Source organism: Rhizobium sp. 25PS6, from assembly GCF_032464655.1.
GTDB lineage: Bacteria > Pseudomonadota > Alphaproteobacteria > Rhizobiales > Rhizobiaceae > Rhizobium > Rhizobium laguerreae.
Genome location: NZ_JAWDIV010000009.1, coordinates 13,628 through 29,047, shown reverse-complemented (window position 1 = coordinate 29,047; position 15,420 = coordinate 13,628). Strand labels below are relative to the sequence as shown.

Below are 15,420 nucleotides of genomic sequence, written 5' to 3'. Positions count from 1 at the left end.
TGCGCGAAAAACTGTACCGTCAGCGCCGCTTGGATGCGTATTCTCGCCTTCGACGCGCTTTAGGCAGGCGGCCGGCTCGCCACCGCGACCTTCCGGCGGCGCGGCGAGGTGATCTCATGGATGATCGCACCGCCGATCGACGAGAGCACCAGCGAGAGGATCACGAAGAGCACCGGCTGCTGCAGGATGCCGATCGGCAGGCGGTCGGCGGCGACCCTGAGAAAAGCCAGCGTGAAGGCGTGGGTGATATAGATGCTATAAGAGCAGTCGCCGAGATAGTTCAGCCATCCGATCAGCGGCAGCCTGGAAAAATCGATGGAGATCGCGCCGTAGACGATGAAGATCGCCGGGATTCCCCAGGCATAGAACCGGCTTTCCGGTGGCATCAGCGCCTCGTTGATGGAGAGAAACGCAAAGCCCATGGCAAGGGCCGCCCAGGCCCAGCGGTTCGGCAGAAGCACCTTCTGTCCGTAGAGCCAGCCGAGCACGACGCCGGCGAGGAATTCCAGCATGATCGGTTCGCGGTAGAACCGGGTCACAGTCGTATCCGGCAGCAGCCGGCAGGCGATCAGGATGACCGCAAAGACGACAAACATCGCCGGGATGCGCCGAACTTCCTGTAGCGGCAATAGCAGCGCGAAGACGAAGTAGAAAAACATTTCGTAATTCAGCGTCCAGCCCGGAACGACGACAGGCGTGATCGTGCTGGGATCGGCAGGATTGCTCCACGGCAGGAAGAACAGCGAGGCGATGAGATGCGGCAGGTCGAACACCGTCGATTTCAGCAATGATGGAGCGACCAGCGCCACAGTCGCCGAAAACAGCGTCGCCAGCCAGTAGAGCGGCACGATCCTCTTGATGCGCCGGCGGGCGAAATCGATCGGGCTTATCGCGCGTCCGCTCGTCGTCAGCCACATCACGAAACCGCTCAAGACGAAGAAGATATCGACGCCGGTTTCGCCATAGACGAAGGCGGTGGCGTCGACTGCGGGATTGACCTTGGCAAGCTGCAATACCGCGTGGAAATAGACGACCATCAGCGCCGCGATGGCGCGCAGATACTGAAGCTGGACAAGCATCTTGCTCCCTCGGGCGTCGGTCTCAGCCGCGCCGCTGCGGTCAACTCAATACATCTGCCGGACGACCCTGCCGGATGCGCGGGCTGTCGTGGAAACGCATATATCCGACGACGAACCAGAGGAGACCGGCAATCTTCATCGAGAAGACCGCGGTGCCCCCGATCATCATATTCAGAAAAATGAAAAGAGAAAGTGAATGGGCGCAGCGCCGCTGCGCCGCCGTGCGCCCGGCGGGAAAAAGGCAGACGAACAGCCATAAGGCGATGACGCCGAAGATCGTCGCCGCGTAGATCAGGTAGACATAGCCGCTGTCGGCGAATTCGGCGACCCGGTCGACCGAAAGCCCAAGGACGGCGAGCGGATCGAGTTCCATGATCTTCTTCATCGTCAGGTTGATGCGGCCGGTGAAGTTGTCGCCGGTCGCGTTGGGTTTCAGGACATAGACGAGGAAGCCCGCAGCGACGATCAGCGGCATCAGCGCCAGATTGAAATTCTTCGGGATCTTCGGAAAGACGAAATAGCCGACGATGCAGGCAAAGCAGAAGATCAGCATCGTGCGCGTGTCGTTCGTCACCAGGATCAGCACGGCCGTGCCGATCATTAGCAGCCGGTCCCAGCGGCCAAGCCTCTCCCACATCGAAATCAGATAGACCGCGATCACGCCGCAGAAATTGGCAAGCGACACCTGTTCGAGGAAGATCGAGGAGGAACGGTGGTCGATGATGCCGAAGGAGAAGCGCTCGGGAAAGCCGAGCGCGTTCTGGAAGAGGCCCGTCGTGTTGTAGCTCAGCGGCAGCAGCCCGCGCGTATTGGCGAAATAATCGGACGGGTGGACGATGCTGACGTAGAACGGCACGCTGACGATCTCGAAGATCAGGAAGATCATGACGGCAAGGCTTGCCCAGCGAAAGGCGAGCTTCATCGTTTTCTCGTTGCTCCAGCCGCCGAGCCCGGTAAAGCAGAAGATGATCAGCACGTTGCGGAAGTGATCGATGAACAGCATGCGGTTGAGCACGCTGACATAGATGGTCACGATGAGTGTGAACAGCAGGAACAGGAAGGCCGGCAGGTCGGTCTCGTAGATCCCCTTATGCAGGATATAGATGATGGCGCTCGCCATGATCAGGCCTTCGCTGGCGGCGACATGCGTTATCGAGAGCGGCACGATGTTGTGGTTGATGAAGGCGAGAATGCCGTTGTAGAGCACGGAGAGCAGGCCGAGCCAGAGCACCGTATGATCGGTACGCGATGCCCTGCCGGCGGCATCGAGCCGGTTGCCGGCTACGGTGCCGGCTACAGTGAATGTCGCTGTCCTCTGATCGACGACCGCCATGCTCATTTCCCCGCAGGCTTGATCGCGGAGCAAGTGCCGGCACCGGCTTTTGCCACCTCGGCAAGAAGCCGCATCTGCGGCCGCTCAGGGCCTTCGCGCGGCTGGACGTTGAACGGCTCGTTCGCCGGCCACCAATCGCCGGCGGCCCAATAGGACCAGCCGAGCCAGACATCGCTATTATCAGACATGGTGGCGTAGATTTCGGTCAACCCGCTCATGCAGTCCGTGTCGGCGGAGGCGCCGAATTCGCCGAGAAAACCGCGCTTGTGGTTCCGCTTCAGCCAGGCGGTTACCCCAGCGATCGCCTCGACCGCAGCAGTCGAGCCTTCGCAGGTCGGATGGGTGCCGGAGGAATCGGCGTCGAGATACTGGTGGACCTCATACGCGTAGAAATCGAGCGGATCGCGCACGCCGAGCATCACCGTGCCGTTGGCGCCGCCGATCACGTCCTTTTCCCAGCTGCCCGCGCCGCTCCATGCCGTGCCCGGCACCAGGATGAGGTTGCGCGCGCCGACGGCGCGGATACTGCGGATCGCGGCATTGGCGGCATCCAGCCAGTCCGTCGCCTTGATGTCGTGCGGTTCGTTCATCAGGCCGAAGAGAACGCCGTCCTGATTGGCGAATTCGACGGCGAGCCTTGCCCAGAAGTCACCGAAGGCGGCATCCGTCGCCGGCGCCGTGCCGACCTGGGTCTTGTCGTAATAGCCGAAATTATGCGGGTCGAGCAGAACCGCCATGCCGTGTTTGCGGATCAGGCCGATCGTATCTTTGATTCGCTTGAGCTCATCCTCGTCGAGCCGCCCGCCGAGCGCCGGCTGCAACCGTTCCCAGCGGAAGGGCAGCCGGATGATCGTCATGCCTTTTTCGGCGAAATAGCCAATCGTGGCTTCGCTCGGATAGGTGTAATTGGTGCCGTAGATGCCGCCGCGCTCGCCATATTCGCCGCCGGACAGATTGACGCCGCGGTAGCAGGGGGCCTCAGTCGCAAGGGCCGGCGACGGGATCAGAGCGGCTGCAAGCAGCAGCGCTGTCAGATGTCGTGTCGTCTGCATGGGCATCCTCGCTATCGCGGCAAATCGCAACATCGGCGTCGCTGAGCTTATTTTAACGGTCCGTTAGCTAAGAATTTCTAAAGTATCGGCACCTCGGCTTCAGTCTTTCACGCTGGGCAGGACACGAGTGCGCGTATGAACCAGTATGACAGGAACAGGGTAAGCCGGCTCCCTGGCTGGCGCAGTTTTGAGCCATCTCAGACTGCGCCGGAAGGTGTGCGCATGCGCAGCCCTGTCATCCGACCGGATGATTTCGTCCGGCCATCGCCCGAACCCGCCCCGCCCCCCTTCGTGCCGCCGCCAAGCATTGCCGAAACCCGCCAATATGAGCGTCCGGCACCGCCTCCGCCTCCGAAACCGCCGGTCGTGGACGCGCCGCCGAATGCAGAGCTCGCGCCTGCCGCACCGCTTCTCGACCTCCGCTCGAGTATCGCCGCGATCTGGAGCCGGCGGCTGATCGTGTTTGGCCTGGCGCTTTTCGGAGCCCTCGCCGGCGGGGCGATGGCGCCGCTCATCGCCCAGAAATTCACCGCCGTCAGCAGCCTCTATTTCGACCCGCGCCAGATCGGCCTTGCCGATGCGGGAGCGCAATCTTCGGGTCCCTCGCCGGAAATGATCTCGGCGCTGATCGACAGCCAGGTGCAGATCCTCACCTCGGGCAATGTGCTGCGCCGCGTCGCCGAAGCCATGAAGCTCGACCAGGACCCCGAATTCACCGGCGGCCGGGCGGATGGCGCCGCCGTGATCGGCACTCTGCAGAAGGCGCTGGTCATCACCCGTGAGGCCAGCACCTATGTCGTCTCGCTGGCTGCCACGACCAACGATCCCGAAAAATCCGCAAGGCTTGCCAATCAGGTCGTCACCTCCTTCACCGAGGAAGAAAACAGCGCCTCGAACGGCATTTACGAAAACACCTCCTCGACGCTCGATGGACGCCTCGACGACCTGCGCCAGAAGGTGCTGGAAGCCGAGCAGGCCGTCGAAACCTTCCGCGCCGACAACGACATGGCCGCGACCGAAGGCAACCTGATCTCCGATCAGCGGCTCGTCTCGCTGAACACGCTGCTGGTGACGGCGCAGGAAAAGACCATCCAGGCAAAGGCGCGCGCCGATGCCGTCGCCAATCTCCGCGTCGAGGACATCGTCGCCGGCAACCAGATGGAGGGCGGCGTCACCTCGCCGCTCGTCAGCCTGCGTCAGCAATATGCCACCCAGGCCGCCGCCGTCGGTAGCCTCGAAAGCCAGATGGGCACCCGTCATCCGCGCCTGCAGGCGGCTCGCTCGTCGCTGCAGAGCATATCAGGCGAAATCAAGGGCGAATTGCAGCGTCTCGCCACCTCGGCAAGGGGCGAATACGAGCAGGCCAAGGCCGCCGAGGACAGCATCGCCAAGGAGCTTGCCGTGCAGAAGGCGCTGCACGCGACTTCGTCCGACAAGCAGGTGGAATTGAACGAATTGCAGCGCAAGGCGACCGCGGCGCGCAATATTTATGAGACGGTGCTGAAGCGCTCCAGCCAGACGAGCGAGGAGCAGAGCCTCAACCAGAGTAACATTCGCGTCATCTCGCCGGCCGAGCCGCCGGTCAAGGCCGACGGTCCTGGAAAGACGATTCTATTGATTGCCGGCGTTATCGGCGGTTTTCTCGCCGGTTTCGTCGTCGGCGCCGGCTTTGCGATCCTCGCCGGCCTCTTCGGCCATCCCGTCATCAGAAGTTATTTCAGGAAGTCGCCCGCCGCAGCCGCTTGATGACGGTCGTCGGTTTCCCTACATCGGGGAAGCGGCCTATAGAGCAATTCCAGGAAAAGTGCGAAGCGGTTTTCCGTCCGGAATTGTGTAAAACAAAAAGTTAGAGCGGTTCTGCGTTTCCGTGAAAAGCTGAACCGCTCTAGCCGGCAGGAGAGTTCCCATGCGGCTGTTGATGATGCTTCTGATATCGCTCGTCGCCGTGTCTGGCCTCGCCCCGACGTCCGCCCTTGCCGTCGACTGGACGAAATCGGTCGATTCGGGCGTTCAACCCCTCTATCCCTACAAGGGTCTTCCCGGCGTCAAGGCGCAGCCGGACAAGAAGGAAGAGGAATCATACAATTGCCGCACCGAAACCGTCCAGGTCCGCCGCCGTTACGACGAGATCTTCCGCTCGGGCGGCATGCCGACGCTGATGTATGTCTGCGAACGCGACGGCTTCGTTACCACGGGTGGCAAAGTTCCGCTCCGCGGCCACTATCAGCCGGTGCGGTGAGGGCCGGCGACGGGGGTCGGACCTGTTGCCGATCTTGTTTGTTTTAGGCCTCCAGCCAGACGAATTCCAGCCCAGGCCTCTGCAGATAGGGCATGCTGCCGATCGCGGCGCGGGCCTTGAGAGGATTGAGGCCGATGAACAGCGCTTCCGCGTCGTGCGCCAATGCAGGCGGCGCTATCACTGGATGGCCGAAATGTTCGGTGTTCTGCAGCCCCGGATTCTGGTCGAGGAACGCAGTCAGCTCAACATGTTCGCCGATACGGCTACAGATCCAGCTCCCATAAGCGCCAGCCCCGTAAATTGCCGCCCTCTTCCCGGAGAGCCGCCTTGCGGCATCGTCGAGATGCAAGGTGGCTTTCGTCCAGAAGTCGCAGATCTCGCGGGCGCGCGCCACCGCTTCGGCGACCGCCTCTCGATCCTCGAAGAGCGCGACAGGCACCGCGCACTTCTCCGCAACGGCGAAGAAGGCGCCGGGGAAAGAAGTGTCATCGATCGTCTTCAGCGTAAAGCCGGCGGCGGCGGCGGCGTAGCGAAGCGAAGCATGGCTAAAGTGGTTGAGGTGATCCGCAACAGTCATATCGCCCGGATTGGCCGAAACGTTGGGCAGCGACAGAAGCAGCAGACCGCCCGGCCGCAGCAGCGCACCGATATCACGGATGAAGCCGACGGGATCGGCTACATGCTCGATCACGAAGTGGCTCATCGCGGCGTCGAAGAAGCCTTTCCAGCTCTCGGGTGCGTTGTAGATGGCCTGCGCCTCAGCTGGCACCCAACCTTGCCAGGCGGCCTGGTAGTCAGCGCTGACGTCAAAGACGTGGGCCTTCAGATCCGGACGCGCTACGGTCATCTTGCGGAGTGTATCGGCCTTTGCCGCCCCGTAATCCAGCAAAGTTGCGCCCGCAGGCAGGTCGAGCAACCGCAGCGAAATATCCGTCTGGTGATCGGTTCGGTAGATGACCGAGCCATCGAGCTTCACCGCGAAAATCTGGTCGTGATTGTCGCTGTTCAGCGAGATGCGATAGCCGGTGTCGTAGAATGCCTGGATATCCGGAATATCGTCGCATTGTGCGTGGCCGCAGCCGTCGCATATGAAGACGCGCGTCGGAATATCCAGAAACGTCATGATGGATGTGAGAGCTGGCGCCGGCGTTTCATAGGCCGGCGTCGCGATCACTCCACCGCAAACGCGGCAGTTTTTCATGCAGCTTCCTCGCGCGTCGCAACGAGTTCAGGCAGAACGACCTTGAAGTCGACGCCTGCCATGAAGGAGCCCTGCCAACCGATGCGGATGCCGAGCGGGTCCGCATAGTTGAAGAAGCGGAACTGGATGCTCCAGCGCGGCATCTTGGAAACATTATGGCCCGACTGATGCAGCGTGAGGAAATCCATGAGGACGAGATCGCCGGGATTCGTCAGCGGCGCGATATGCTTATAGCGGGCGAGCCTCTCTTCGGCACGGTCGAGATGCAATGCATATGCACCGGTTTTGCTGGCGCCTGCGTCGTCGGAATAGACCGGAACGAGGCCTTCGGCATGCGAACCTTCGGCGATCTGAACCGGGCCCATGTCCTCGCTCATCGGCAGAAGCGGCGTCCAGAAGACGATGCCATCGACGCTGCGAAGTTGCGAAGGAAATTCCTGGTGCCACTGCGCGCGGAATTTTTCTTCGCCGGGGTTGTCGATGCGCATGCCGTAGCCAGTCGTGGTGATGCCCGGCACGCTGCCAGGACGAAGCCGCTGGAAGATGTCTTCGTTACTTGCGTCGGAGACCAGACGCAGGAAAGCCGGAATATGCTTGATGGCGTCGTAGATTTCGCCGCCCCAGGCGCGGTTCTGAGTAATGACCTGCGGATAGGCGATGGTCATGGCATCGAAGGCGGTGTCGGTCGGTGCATCGATATTGTATTTCTTGCAGACGAACTCGACGATCTTGCGGATGCCTTCATGGATCGGCGCGATGAGAGTTGCCGGGTCGTAAAATTGCTTGAGAAGGATATAGCCTTTAGAAGCGAATTCGTCTGCCGCATTGTCGGGCACGTTTTTATTGATCATTGTCATGATGTTACCGTTTCCTCCTTCAGGAAGTCTTGCCACGCGACAGTGGCCGGGATGAGACAGTTACGCGCCTCTGGACCCATTCGTGCGATAAGGTCGAGGATCGACACATAAGGTGTTGAGGCACCACACGGCTGGGGCCATGTCGTCCGGCTGTAGTTCATGTATTTGACCTGCACGCCTTCAGCGTCGAATACGTTGTGGTCGAGATAGTTGGCTGCTCCGTGGCCGGTCAGATATTCATCACCACCGGCGCGCAGGACGATATCGAGAACGCGCCGCCAGGATGTGCCGGGAATTTCCATATCACTTGTCCTGGAAATCTTGCGATTGGGGCCGATGCCCATGTAGCGGGCTGGCTCTTCGATGCTGGCGATCAAAAGATCGATCAGCGAAGACTGGTTGTAGGCCTTATCAAATATGGACAGTGCATCATTGATATAGGGGGCTCCCACCAGGGACTGGCGCAGAAGTTCGCGATGGCTCTTCTTCCACTCGTCGCCAACTGCTTGCAGGTCGGAGATTTTTTGAAACGTACCCTTCCCCGCAAGAGGAACTGTCATCCAGCAGCGGTCGCTACCGCGCAGAAGCTGTATCCGGTTGGTGAAGCTACCCTTCGAGAACTGGATGTCGTCGAGATAAATATAGCTGTCAGCCAGCATCAACTGCTCGAAGAAGCCCGGCCAGGGAAAGAGCATCGGTTGGGTGATGACAACGGCTGTCATGTCATTCCCCACCTAGTACGCGTTCGAGCAGCAACACGTTGTATAACTTGCCCTTGCTGTCGGTAAAATGGTTCTCAAGCGTCCCGACAAGGCGATAACCGACAGACAGGTGGGCACGGAGTGCAGCGAAGTTGTCGGCTCGCACCTCAGACAGCAGTTTGATGAGGTCGAGTTCATTCCCGGCAACCTTGATGAGTTCACGCAGGGCCGCTTGGCCGAGGCCTCTGTTGCGCGCTCTTGCTGCAAGGCAGATACCGCCATAGCCTGTACGGTTCTTGCGATGGACACTGTTGACCTGGATAAACCCTACGGCCTCCCCGCAGGCGGTATCGACAATAATCCGAAACATGCCGCCGATCTCAGACTTCCGGCGCTCCACCCAAGCACGCAGCGTGGTCTCATCAAGACCGTCCGGGATTGTGAGCAACAAAGCCTGCAAAGACAGGTCGCGCCGCATTTCGAAAAGCTGCGGTAAATGCTCTTCAGTAATATCTCTGAAAGTAATCGTGGGAGGAGGCTCTTTAACCAAAGGTGGGTTCATGGCATGAGCCCTCATTGGGAAATGACTGAGCACGTGCCGCATTTCATGCCGATTGCCGGACGCGGCCGGCGCCGCTTACTGCGGCAACAAGGACATCGGCGACACGGTCGATGTCCGCTTCGCTCATATCATGATAACTCGGCAGATTGATCGCGCGTTCCGGAATGCTCCAGGCGTTGACATTTTCCAGTCGGTCTTCGAACATCGAAAGGCTGGAAAGCGGATGGAAGAAGACACGCGCGTCGATGTCGGCTGCGTTGAACGCAGCCTGAAGCATCTCGCGCGAGACGCCGGTTGCGGGATGAAATACGGTAGTCGGCATCCAGGCTCCATTCAGTGTACCCGTGTATTCTGGATTCATGCTGATGCCGTTCAACGCAGAAAGCCGGACCATATAGGAGGCGAGGATTTCGCGCTTTCGGGCGACAAGCTCTTCGATACGCTCCAGCTGGGCGCAGCCGATCGCGGCCTGGATGTTCGACATCTTGTACTTGAAGCCAATGTCATCGGGCCAGAATTGCTTGGTCTGTCCGCGTGCGCGTCCATGATTGCTGAGCGTCAGCACCCTTTCGTAAAGTGCCGGGTCGCTGGTGACGAACATGCCGCCTTCGCCTGTCGTCAGCGTCTTGGTGCCATGGAAGGAAAATGTCCCGAATGCGCCGATCGATCCGGCATGGCGACCGTGCCAGACTGAGCCGATCGCCTCGGCTGCGTCTTCGATAACGGGAATTCCGGTTCGCTGGCTGATGTCCATCAGCGCGTCCATATCGCAGAGATTGCCGTAGATATGGGTTGCGATGATTGCTTTCGTGCGCGGAGTTATGGCGCGTTCGACTCCAAGCGGATCGATGCACCAGGTATCGGGTAACACGTCGACCAGAACTGGCGTGGCGCCGAGATGGACGATCGGCGCGACGGTGGCCACCCAGTTCGTATCGGCAAGAATGACCTCATCGCCGGCCTCGACGCCGAGGGCGGCAAGGCCCATATGCATGGCGCCGGTGCAGCTGGATGTAGCGATTGCATATGTGCTGCCGAGATAGGCGACGAAATCGCGCTCGAAGCGGATGATATAATCATAGCAACGCGCACCCCAGCCATTGGCGGCGGCATCCGCCGCATACTGCGTCTCAAGCTCGGTAATCGAGGGCTTTGTGTAGAAGATTCTGTTGCTCATGCCTGATTCTCTGAATATGCGCCCAAAACTCGCAACTGAGGCAGATTGTATCTGGATTAGCCGACGAAACTGGCGCGAGGCTTGGGCGCGCCGGTGCTCCGGTCAGATCATCACGTGCGCGGTGAGGTCCTGTTCAGTGAAAATGAGATTTGGTTTGTAGCCGAGCCCTACAAAGTGCTGATAGCGCGCCGCATTCGAAAGGAAGATGACCGTCCTTTTGAGTTGGCCGGGATCGTGAACCTTCGGTTCCGAGACGACCCTTATCTCGGCAGCAAGCCCGAGTTCGTAAAGCATATCCTCCAAGGCCTTCTTGTCGGCCACGCCGCATAGCATCAGATGCGTGATCCCAGCCGTTGCGGTGGCATGGTACGCAAGCGTCTGCAGTGCCACCATCAACGGCAGCCGATCCTTGAGGCCCACGACTTCCGGATGATTCGGCATGCCGCCGATCGACATACGGGTGTAGAGCTCATAGACCTTGATAAAATCTTTGCGCTGCGCCCAGAAGCGGATCGCCACCGACATGCGGTTTAACGTGAAGGCCTTGCAGAGCTCTTCGAACACGAGACGGGACTCACCTGTAAGGGCTAGGCTGCCCCGTTTGGAGGCGATATGCAGGAAGTATTCCAGCCCGCCGCGATACTTGTCCCAGGAGGTCATGACGTCGTCGTTGCCGGCCTGCTGCCGGTTCGGAGCGATCTTTGACACCGCAACGGATCGGTAGAACGGCTTCGGGAGGAAGACGACCGAACCCTGATCGAGGAAATGCGCGAGATAGGAGAATGCCCAGAAGCAGAATTCGCGGGGAACCCAGGAAGAGCGCAACGCCGAAGCCCGGTAGAGACCGATTTCGGGAAAGATGTGGCGCTCGCACACGAACTGGAAGACTTCAACAAAGCTGCGCTGGGCGAACTTTACTTCCTTTTCGATCGTGTAGAACTGGGACAGGTCCCTGTCGTTGACTTCGTCATAAAAATGCCAGGGCGCCTGGCAGACCGAGACGTCGGGATTGACGTCCATATAGCTGACGGCTTCTGTCAGACCGTCGGGCGCGAGAAAGTCGTCATCTGCATGATAGATGGCATATTCGCCGACGGCCTGGTGGAAGGCGCAGATCGTATTGGCGAGCGATCCGCCATTTGTGTCCCGCCGGTGGTAGCTGATCGGGACGCCCTTGGCGATGTATTCCTCCACGACCTGCGTCGTGTTGTCGGTCGAGGCGTTGTCGGAGATCACGACCTCATAGGGGAAATCGAATTTATAATGTGTCAGGAAGCGGTCGAGCGCGCTGCGCAGATAGGCTTCGCGATTGTACGTCGGAATGCAGACGCTGAGTTTGATGCCACTCAAAGGCGTGTCTCCTGGCTGTAGCTCTCAAGCGCGGCGTCGCGCTCGCTGATGACGCTCGGCGTGAACGGCCAGGCGATGGAAAAGGCGGGATCGTCCCAGCGGACGCCACGGGCAAGTTCCGGTACGTAGGATTCCGACATCTGGTAAAAGAGCTCGCAGTTGTCCTCGAGCGTCAGGAAGCCGTGCGCGCATCCGGCAGGTATATAGAAGGCGTTGTGACTGATCGCATCGAGCTCGACAGAGGCCCATTTGAGATAGCTTGACGAATCCGGCCTCAGATCGACCGCCACGTCGAATACCCTGCCGCGCGTGGCACGCACCAGCTTGATCTCCGGTCGCGGCTCGGCCTGGTAATGCATGCCGCGCAGCGTCCCGCGCCTGTGGTTCTGCGAGACGTTGCACTGCGGATAGACCGGCACGAGACCTTGCGCCGCAAAGGTCTGCGCGTCGAAGGTTCGTGCGAACATTCCCCGGTCGTCGGAGCGCGCGTCGACTTCCACGACAAAGGCGCCCGAAACCGCGGTCGGAAGAAACTTCATCCAAGCACCGTCAGTTCCGGCACGGCAACGGCGAAGCGTCCGCCCCAGGCGCCGATCCTGCTGTTGGCCGCAACGACCTCATTCTTGATGTTCCAGGGCAGGATGAGCACGTAGTCCGGCTGCGTCTCGTCCATCTTCTCCGGTGCGTAGATCGGCAGTTTGCTCCCCGGCAGGAAATGCCCCTGCTTGTGCGGATTGCGGTCGACGACGTAGTCGATGAGATCGGTGCCGACGCCGCAGAAATTCAGCAGTGTGTTGCCCTTGGCGGCAGCGCCATAGGCGGCGACCTTCTTGCCGCTCCGTTTGGCTTGTTCGAGGAAGGCGAGCAGGCCATCCTTGATCGGCGCCACGCGGCTCTGAAAGGCCTCGTAGGTCTCGACCTTGTCGAAGCCGGCGGCTGCCTCCTCAGTGCGCACCTTGGCAAGACCGTGGCCGATTGCGTGAGCCATGGACGTTGCATGGCAGGCCAGTACGCGGAGACTCCCGCCATGGGTCGGCAGTTCTTCCACGTCAAACACCTTGAGGCCGTGCGCCGCGAACACCTTTTCGACGGCGAGCAGCGACAGATAGTAGAAATGCTCGTGGTAGACAGTGTCGAACTGGATGTTTTCCATCAGCCGCAGCAAATGCGGGAATTCGACGCTGACGACACCGTCAGGCTTCAGCACGGCCGAAAGCCCGCCGACGAAGTCGTTGATGTCAGGCACGTGCGCCAGCACATTGTTGCCGATGACAATGTCGGCGGCAAACCCGCGGGAGACGAGATCGGCAGCTGCTTCCTTGCCGAAGAAACGCGCTTCCGTGGGAACGCCGATCTGCCGTGCCACTTCCGCGACGTTCTCGGCCGGCTCGATGCCGAGCACCGGCACGCCGGCTTCGACGAAATGCTTCAGCAGATAACCGTCATTGCTCGCCACTTCGATGACCTGTGATGTGGCGTCGAGGCCGAAGCGCTCGCGCGCCATGATCGTAAACTGGCGGGCATGCTCCACCCAGCCGTCGCTGTAGGAGGAGAAATAGGCATAGTGGCTGAAGATATCCTCCGGCGGAACAAAGGCATCGGCCTGTACCAGCCAGCATTCCGAGCAGACGAAGGCGCGCAGCGGATAGGAGGGCTCGGGCAGTTTGAGCTGCTCCTCCGTCAGATAGGCATTGGCGAGCGGCGTCGAGCCCAGATCGACGAAACGATGCTTCAGCGGAGTGTTGCAGAACCGGCAATTATGCGCTGTCATGATGCTGTTTCCTCATAGGCCGCGATCTGCCCGAGCGAGAAGGCGCGCATGTCGGCTCCCTCGCGGTTGGCCTTGTACCAGGCGGATGTCCAGTCGATTGTCTGCTTCAGGCCGAGGCGCGGACGCCAGCCGATGGCGGAGAGCGCCAGTGCCGAACTCAAGGTAAGGGCAGGCGCTTCCGGAAGATGTTTTCCCGGCGCGGGCTTCCAGACGTCGTTCACGCCATGAGCAAGGCCGAGCGCCTCGGCAAGTTTGGAGACTGTCGCGAAGCTCTGCGGGTCTGGGCCGAAATTGAGTGCTTCGGGTAGCTCCTGCTCGCCGGCAAGTGTCAAGGCCTCGGCGAAGGCGAGATAGCCGCCGAGCGGCTCCAGCACATGCTGCCAGGGGCGGATCGCTTCGGGATAGCGCAGCAGGATCGGCTGGCCGCTTTCGAAGGCGCGGATGAAGTCCGGGATCAGCCGGTCCTTCGACCAGTCGCCGCCGCCAATGACATTGCCGGCACGTACCGTCGCAAGCCTGATATCGCGCCCCTTGAAGAAGCTGTCGCGGTAGCTCTGGACGACGAGTTCGGTGCAGGCCTTGGAGTTGGAGTACGGGTCCTTGCCGCCCAGCATATCCGTCTCGACGAAGGGAACGCCGCTGCCGTTGTTGGCATAGACCTTGTCGGAGGTGACGACGAGAGCCGTCTTGACCGAGGGCGTTTCCCGCACCGCGTCAAGCACGTTAGCCGTTCCCATCACATTGGTCGCGAAGGTTTCGGTCGGGTTTTCATAGGAGCGCCGCACCAGCGCCTGCGCTGCCATGTGGATGACGATCTCAGGCTCGAAATCGGTGAAATGCTGCTTGAACGTCGCCCCTTCGCGGATGTCGGCAATGTGATGGCCCTGTCCGTGCCAGGGCGCAAGCCGCCCATAGAGCGAGGGATTGGTCTCGGGTTCGAGCGAGACCGCCGTCACTTCCGCACCGAGCTTTTCCAGCCACAGCGACAGCCAGGATCCCTTGAATCCAGTGTGTCCCGTCAGGAACACGCGCCTGCCATTCCAGAAGTCCGTCAGGCCCATAGCTTCCACGGTGCCTTTCCGGAGCTCCAGAGTTCCTCGAGTTGGTGACGCTCACGAAGCGTGTCCATCGGCTGCCAGAAACCATCATGCTTGAAAGCGGCGAGCTGCTGGTTCGTCGCCAGCCATTCCAGCGGGCCGGCCTCCCAGATCGTTTCGTCTCCGCCAATGAGGTCAATGACCGAGGGGTCAAGAACGAAGAAGCCGCCATTGATGCGCTGACCATCACCCTTCGGTTTCTCGATGAAGGCGGTCACCACATTGTTTTCGATATTGGTAGCGCCGAATCGGCCGGGAGGCGTCACCGCGCACATCGTTGCCTTGAGGCCATGGCTGCGATGGAACGCGACCTCGGCGGCGATATCGACGTCGCCGACGCCGTCGCCATAGGTCAAGCAGAAGGGCTCGCCGGGAGTGAGATGGTCGCGAACGCGCCCGAGGCGGCCGCCAGTCATCGAATACATCCCGGTATCGACCACGGTCACGCGCCAGTTCGGTCGTGTGCCGCCGTGATAATTGATGCTGTTGGAGGCGAGGTCGACGGTGATGTCGTTGTGGTGCAGAACAAGGTTTACGAAATATTCCTTGATCATATAGCCCTTGTAGCCGGCGCAGATGATAAAATCATTGAGCCCGTGATGAGCATAGATGCTCATGATGTGCCAGAGGATCGGCATGCCGCCGATTTCGACCAGAGGCTTGGGTCGGATACTGGTTTCCTCGGCAAGACGAGAGCCGAGGCCACCGGCGAGAATTACGACTTTCATCCCAAGCGAACTCCAGAGTGTCTAGTCAGGTTTCCCGACCACCCTCAGAGCCACCCCGGGCTCTTTAAAGGCGGAACGGCCGTATGTTCATCCTTGCCCCGGTATCCGATTTCGTTCTTGTGCGAGGCTTGCGGTGGTATCGGAACGGGCAGCCGCGCGTTTCGCAGGCCGTGCGTTGAGCAATGGAACAGGCTCGCCGTTCGGGACATCCCGTTTGGCCGAAGGCACGTCCCTCCAGCTTTACGAGGAGCGCCAAGCGGGCGCAATTGATCC

The 15,420-nt window shown here is 60.4% G+C and carries 15 protein-coding genes; 2 read left to right on the top strand and 13 right to left on the bottom strand.

The features are described 5' to 3' along the window. Window positions 1-59 precede the first annotated feature (59 nt). From RWK44_RS14370 to RWK44_RS14360, 3 genes are read right to left on the bottom strand one after another with little or no spacing between them, the layout of a single operon-like run. A complete protein-coding gene (locus tag RWK44_RS14370; protein WP_316028977.1) occupies window positions 60-1,079 on the bottom strand; it encodes an acyltransferase family protein in 1,020 nt (339 codons plus the stop codon). 40 nt (window positions 1,080-1,119) lie between these two features. Then, entirely contained in the window at window positions 1,120-2,412 is a 1,293-nt protein-coding gene (locus tag RWK44_RS14365; RefSeq protein ID WP_168283178.1) for a hypothetical protein, read from the bottom strand. A gap of 2 nt (window positions 2,413-2,414) precedes the next feature. Next, the gene (locus tag RWK44_RS14360) at window positions 2,415-3,464 is read right to left on the bottom strand and encodes a glycoside hydrolase family 5 protein (RefSeq protein ID WP_168283177.1); all 1,050 of its coding nucleotides are present in this window, start codon (window positions 3,462-3,464) and stop codon (window positions 2,415-2,417) included. Between the two features lie 135 nt (window positions 3,465-3,599). Here RWK44_RS14360 and RWK44_RS14355 point away from each other — a divergent pair, with 135 nt between their 5' ends. Together RWK44_RS14355 and RWK44_RS14350 are read left to right on the top strand one after the other, a co-directional pair. Continuing rightward, on the top strand, window positions 3,600-5,210 hold the full coding sequence (locus tag RWK44_RS14355) for a GumC family protein (RefSeq protein WP_222062312.1): 1,611 nt from the start codon (window positions 3,600-3,602) through the stop codon (window positions 5,208-5,210). A gap of 160 nt (window positions 5,211-5,370) precedes the next feature. Further along, window positions 5,371-5,703 carry a hypothetical protein gene (locus RWK44_RS14350; RefSeq protein ID WP_131666833.1) on the top strand — a complete coding sequence of 111 codons (333 nt, stop codon included), beginning with the start codon at window positions 5,371-5,373 and terminating at the stop codon, window positions 5,701-5,703. Between the two features lie 43 nt (window positions 5,704-5,746). Here RWK44_RS14350 and RWK44_RS14345 read toward each other — a convergent pair whose 3' ends face one another. The 10 genes from RWK44_RS14345 to rfbF form a co-directional block, all read right to left on the bottom strand. Beyond that, window positions 5,747-6,904, bottom strand: coding sequence for a methyltransferase domain-containing protein (locus tag RWK44_RS14345; RefSeq protein ID WP_316028976.1), 1,158 nt, complete (start codon window positions 6,902-6,904; stop codon window positions 5,747-5,749). Continuing rightward, the gene (locus RWK44_RS14340) at window positions 6,901-7,761 is read right to left on the bottom strand and encodes a phytanoyl-CoA dioxygenase family protein (RefSeq protein WP_020052441.1); all 861 of its coding nucleotides are present in this window, start codon (window positions 7,759-7,761) and stop codon (window positions 6,901-6,903) included. The genes RWK44_RS14345 and RWK44_RS14340 overlap by 4 nt, the downstream gene beginning before the upstream one ends. Continuing rightward, window positions 7,758-8,483: a WbqC family protein gene (locus tag RWK44_RS14335; protein WP_316028975.1), complete on the bottom strand. Its 726-nt coding sequence runs from the start codon at window positions 8,481-8,483 to the stop codon at window positions 7,758-7,760. The genes RWK44_RS14340 and RWK44_RS14335 overlap by 4 nt, the downstream gene beginning before the upstream one ends. Window position 8,484: 1 nt before the next feature. Then, window positions 8,485-9,024 carry a GNAT family N-acetyltransferase gene (locus RWK44_RS14330; protein ID WP_245503951.1) on the bottom strand — a complete coding sequence of 180 codons (540 nt, stop codon included), beginning with the start codon at window positions 9,022-9,024 and terminating at the stop codon, window positions 8,485-8,487. A gap of 43 nt (window positions 9,025-9,067) precedes the next feature. Further along, window positions 9,068-10,201: a DegT/DnrJ/EryC1/StrS family aminotransferase gene (locus RWK44_RS14325; protein ID WP_221999959.1), complete on the bottom strand. Its 1,134-nt coding sequence runs from the start codon at window positions 10,199-10,201 to the stop codon at window positions 9,068-9,070. Between the two features lie 102 nt (window positions 10,202-10,303). Further along, window positions 10,304-11,551 (bottom strand): glycosyltransferase family 2 protein, encoded by a 1,248-nt coding sequence (locus tag RWK44_RS14320; RefSeq protein ID WP_020052445.1) that lies wholly within the window; start codon window positions 11,549-11,551, stop codon window positions 10,304-10,306. Further along, complete coding sequence (rfbC, locus tag RWK44_RS14315) at window positions 11,548-12,090, bottom strand: dTDP-4-dehydrorhamnose 3,5-epimerase (RefSeq protein ID WP_168283175.1); 543 nt, start codon at window positions 12,088-12,090, stop codon at window positions 11,548-11,550. The genes RWK44_RS14320 and rfbC overlap by 4 nt, the downstream gene beginning before the upstream one ends. Next, window positions 12,087-13,322 (bottom strand): class I SAM-dependent methyltransferase, encoded by a 1,236-nt coding sequence (locus RWK44_RS14310; protein WP_316028974.1) that lies wholly within the window; start codon window positions 13,320-13,322, stop codon window positions 12,087-12,089. The genes rfbC and RWK44_RS14310 overlap by 4 nt, the downstream gene beginning before the upstream one ends. Next, a complete protein-coding gene (gene rfbG / locus RWK44_RS14305) occupies window positions 13,319-14,383 on the bottom strand; it encodes a CDP-glucose 4,6-dehydratase (RefSeq protein WP_316029053.1) in 1,065 nt (354 codons plus the stop codon). Before rfbG ends, RWK44_RS14310 begins: the two co-directional genes overlap by 4 nt. Continuing rightward, window positions 14,374-15,147, bottom strand: coding sequence for a glucose-1-phosphate cytidylyltransferase (gene rfbF, locus RWK44_RS14300; RefSeq protein WP_020052449.1), 774 nt, complete (start codon window positions 15,145-15,147; stop codon window positions 14,374-14,376). Before rfbF ends, rfbG begins: the two co-directional genes overlap by 10 nt. Between the last annotated feature and the right edge of the window lie 273 nt (window positions 15,148-15,420).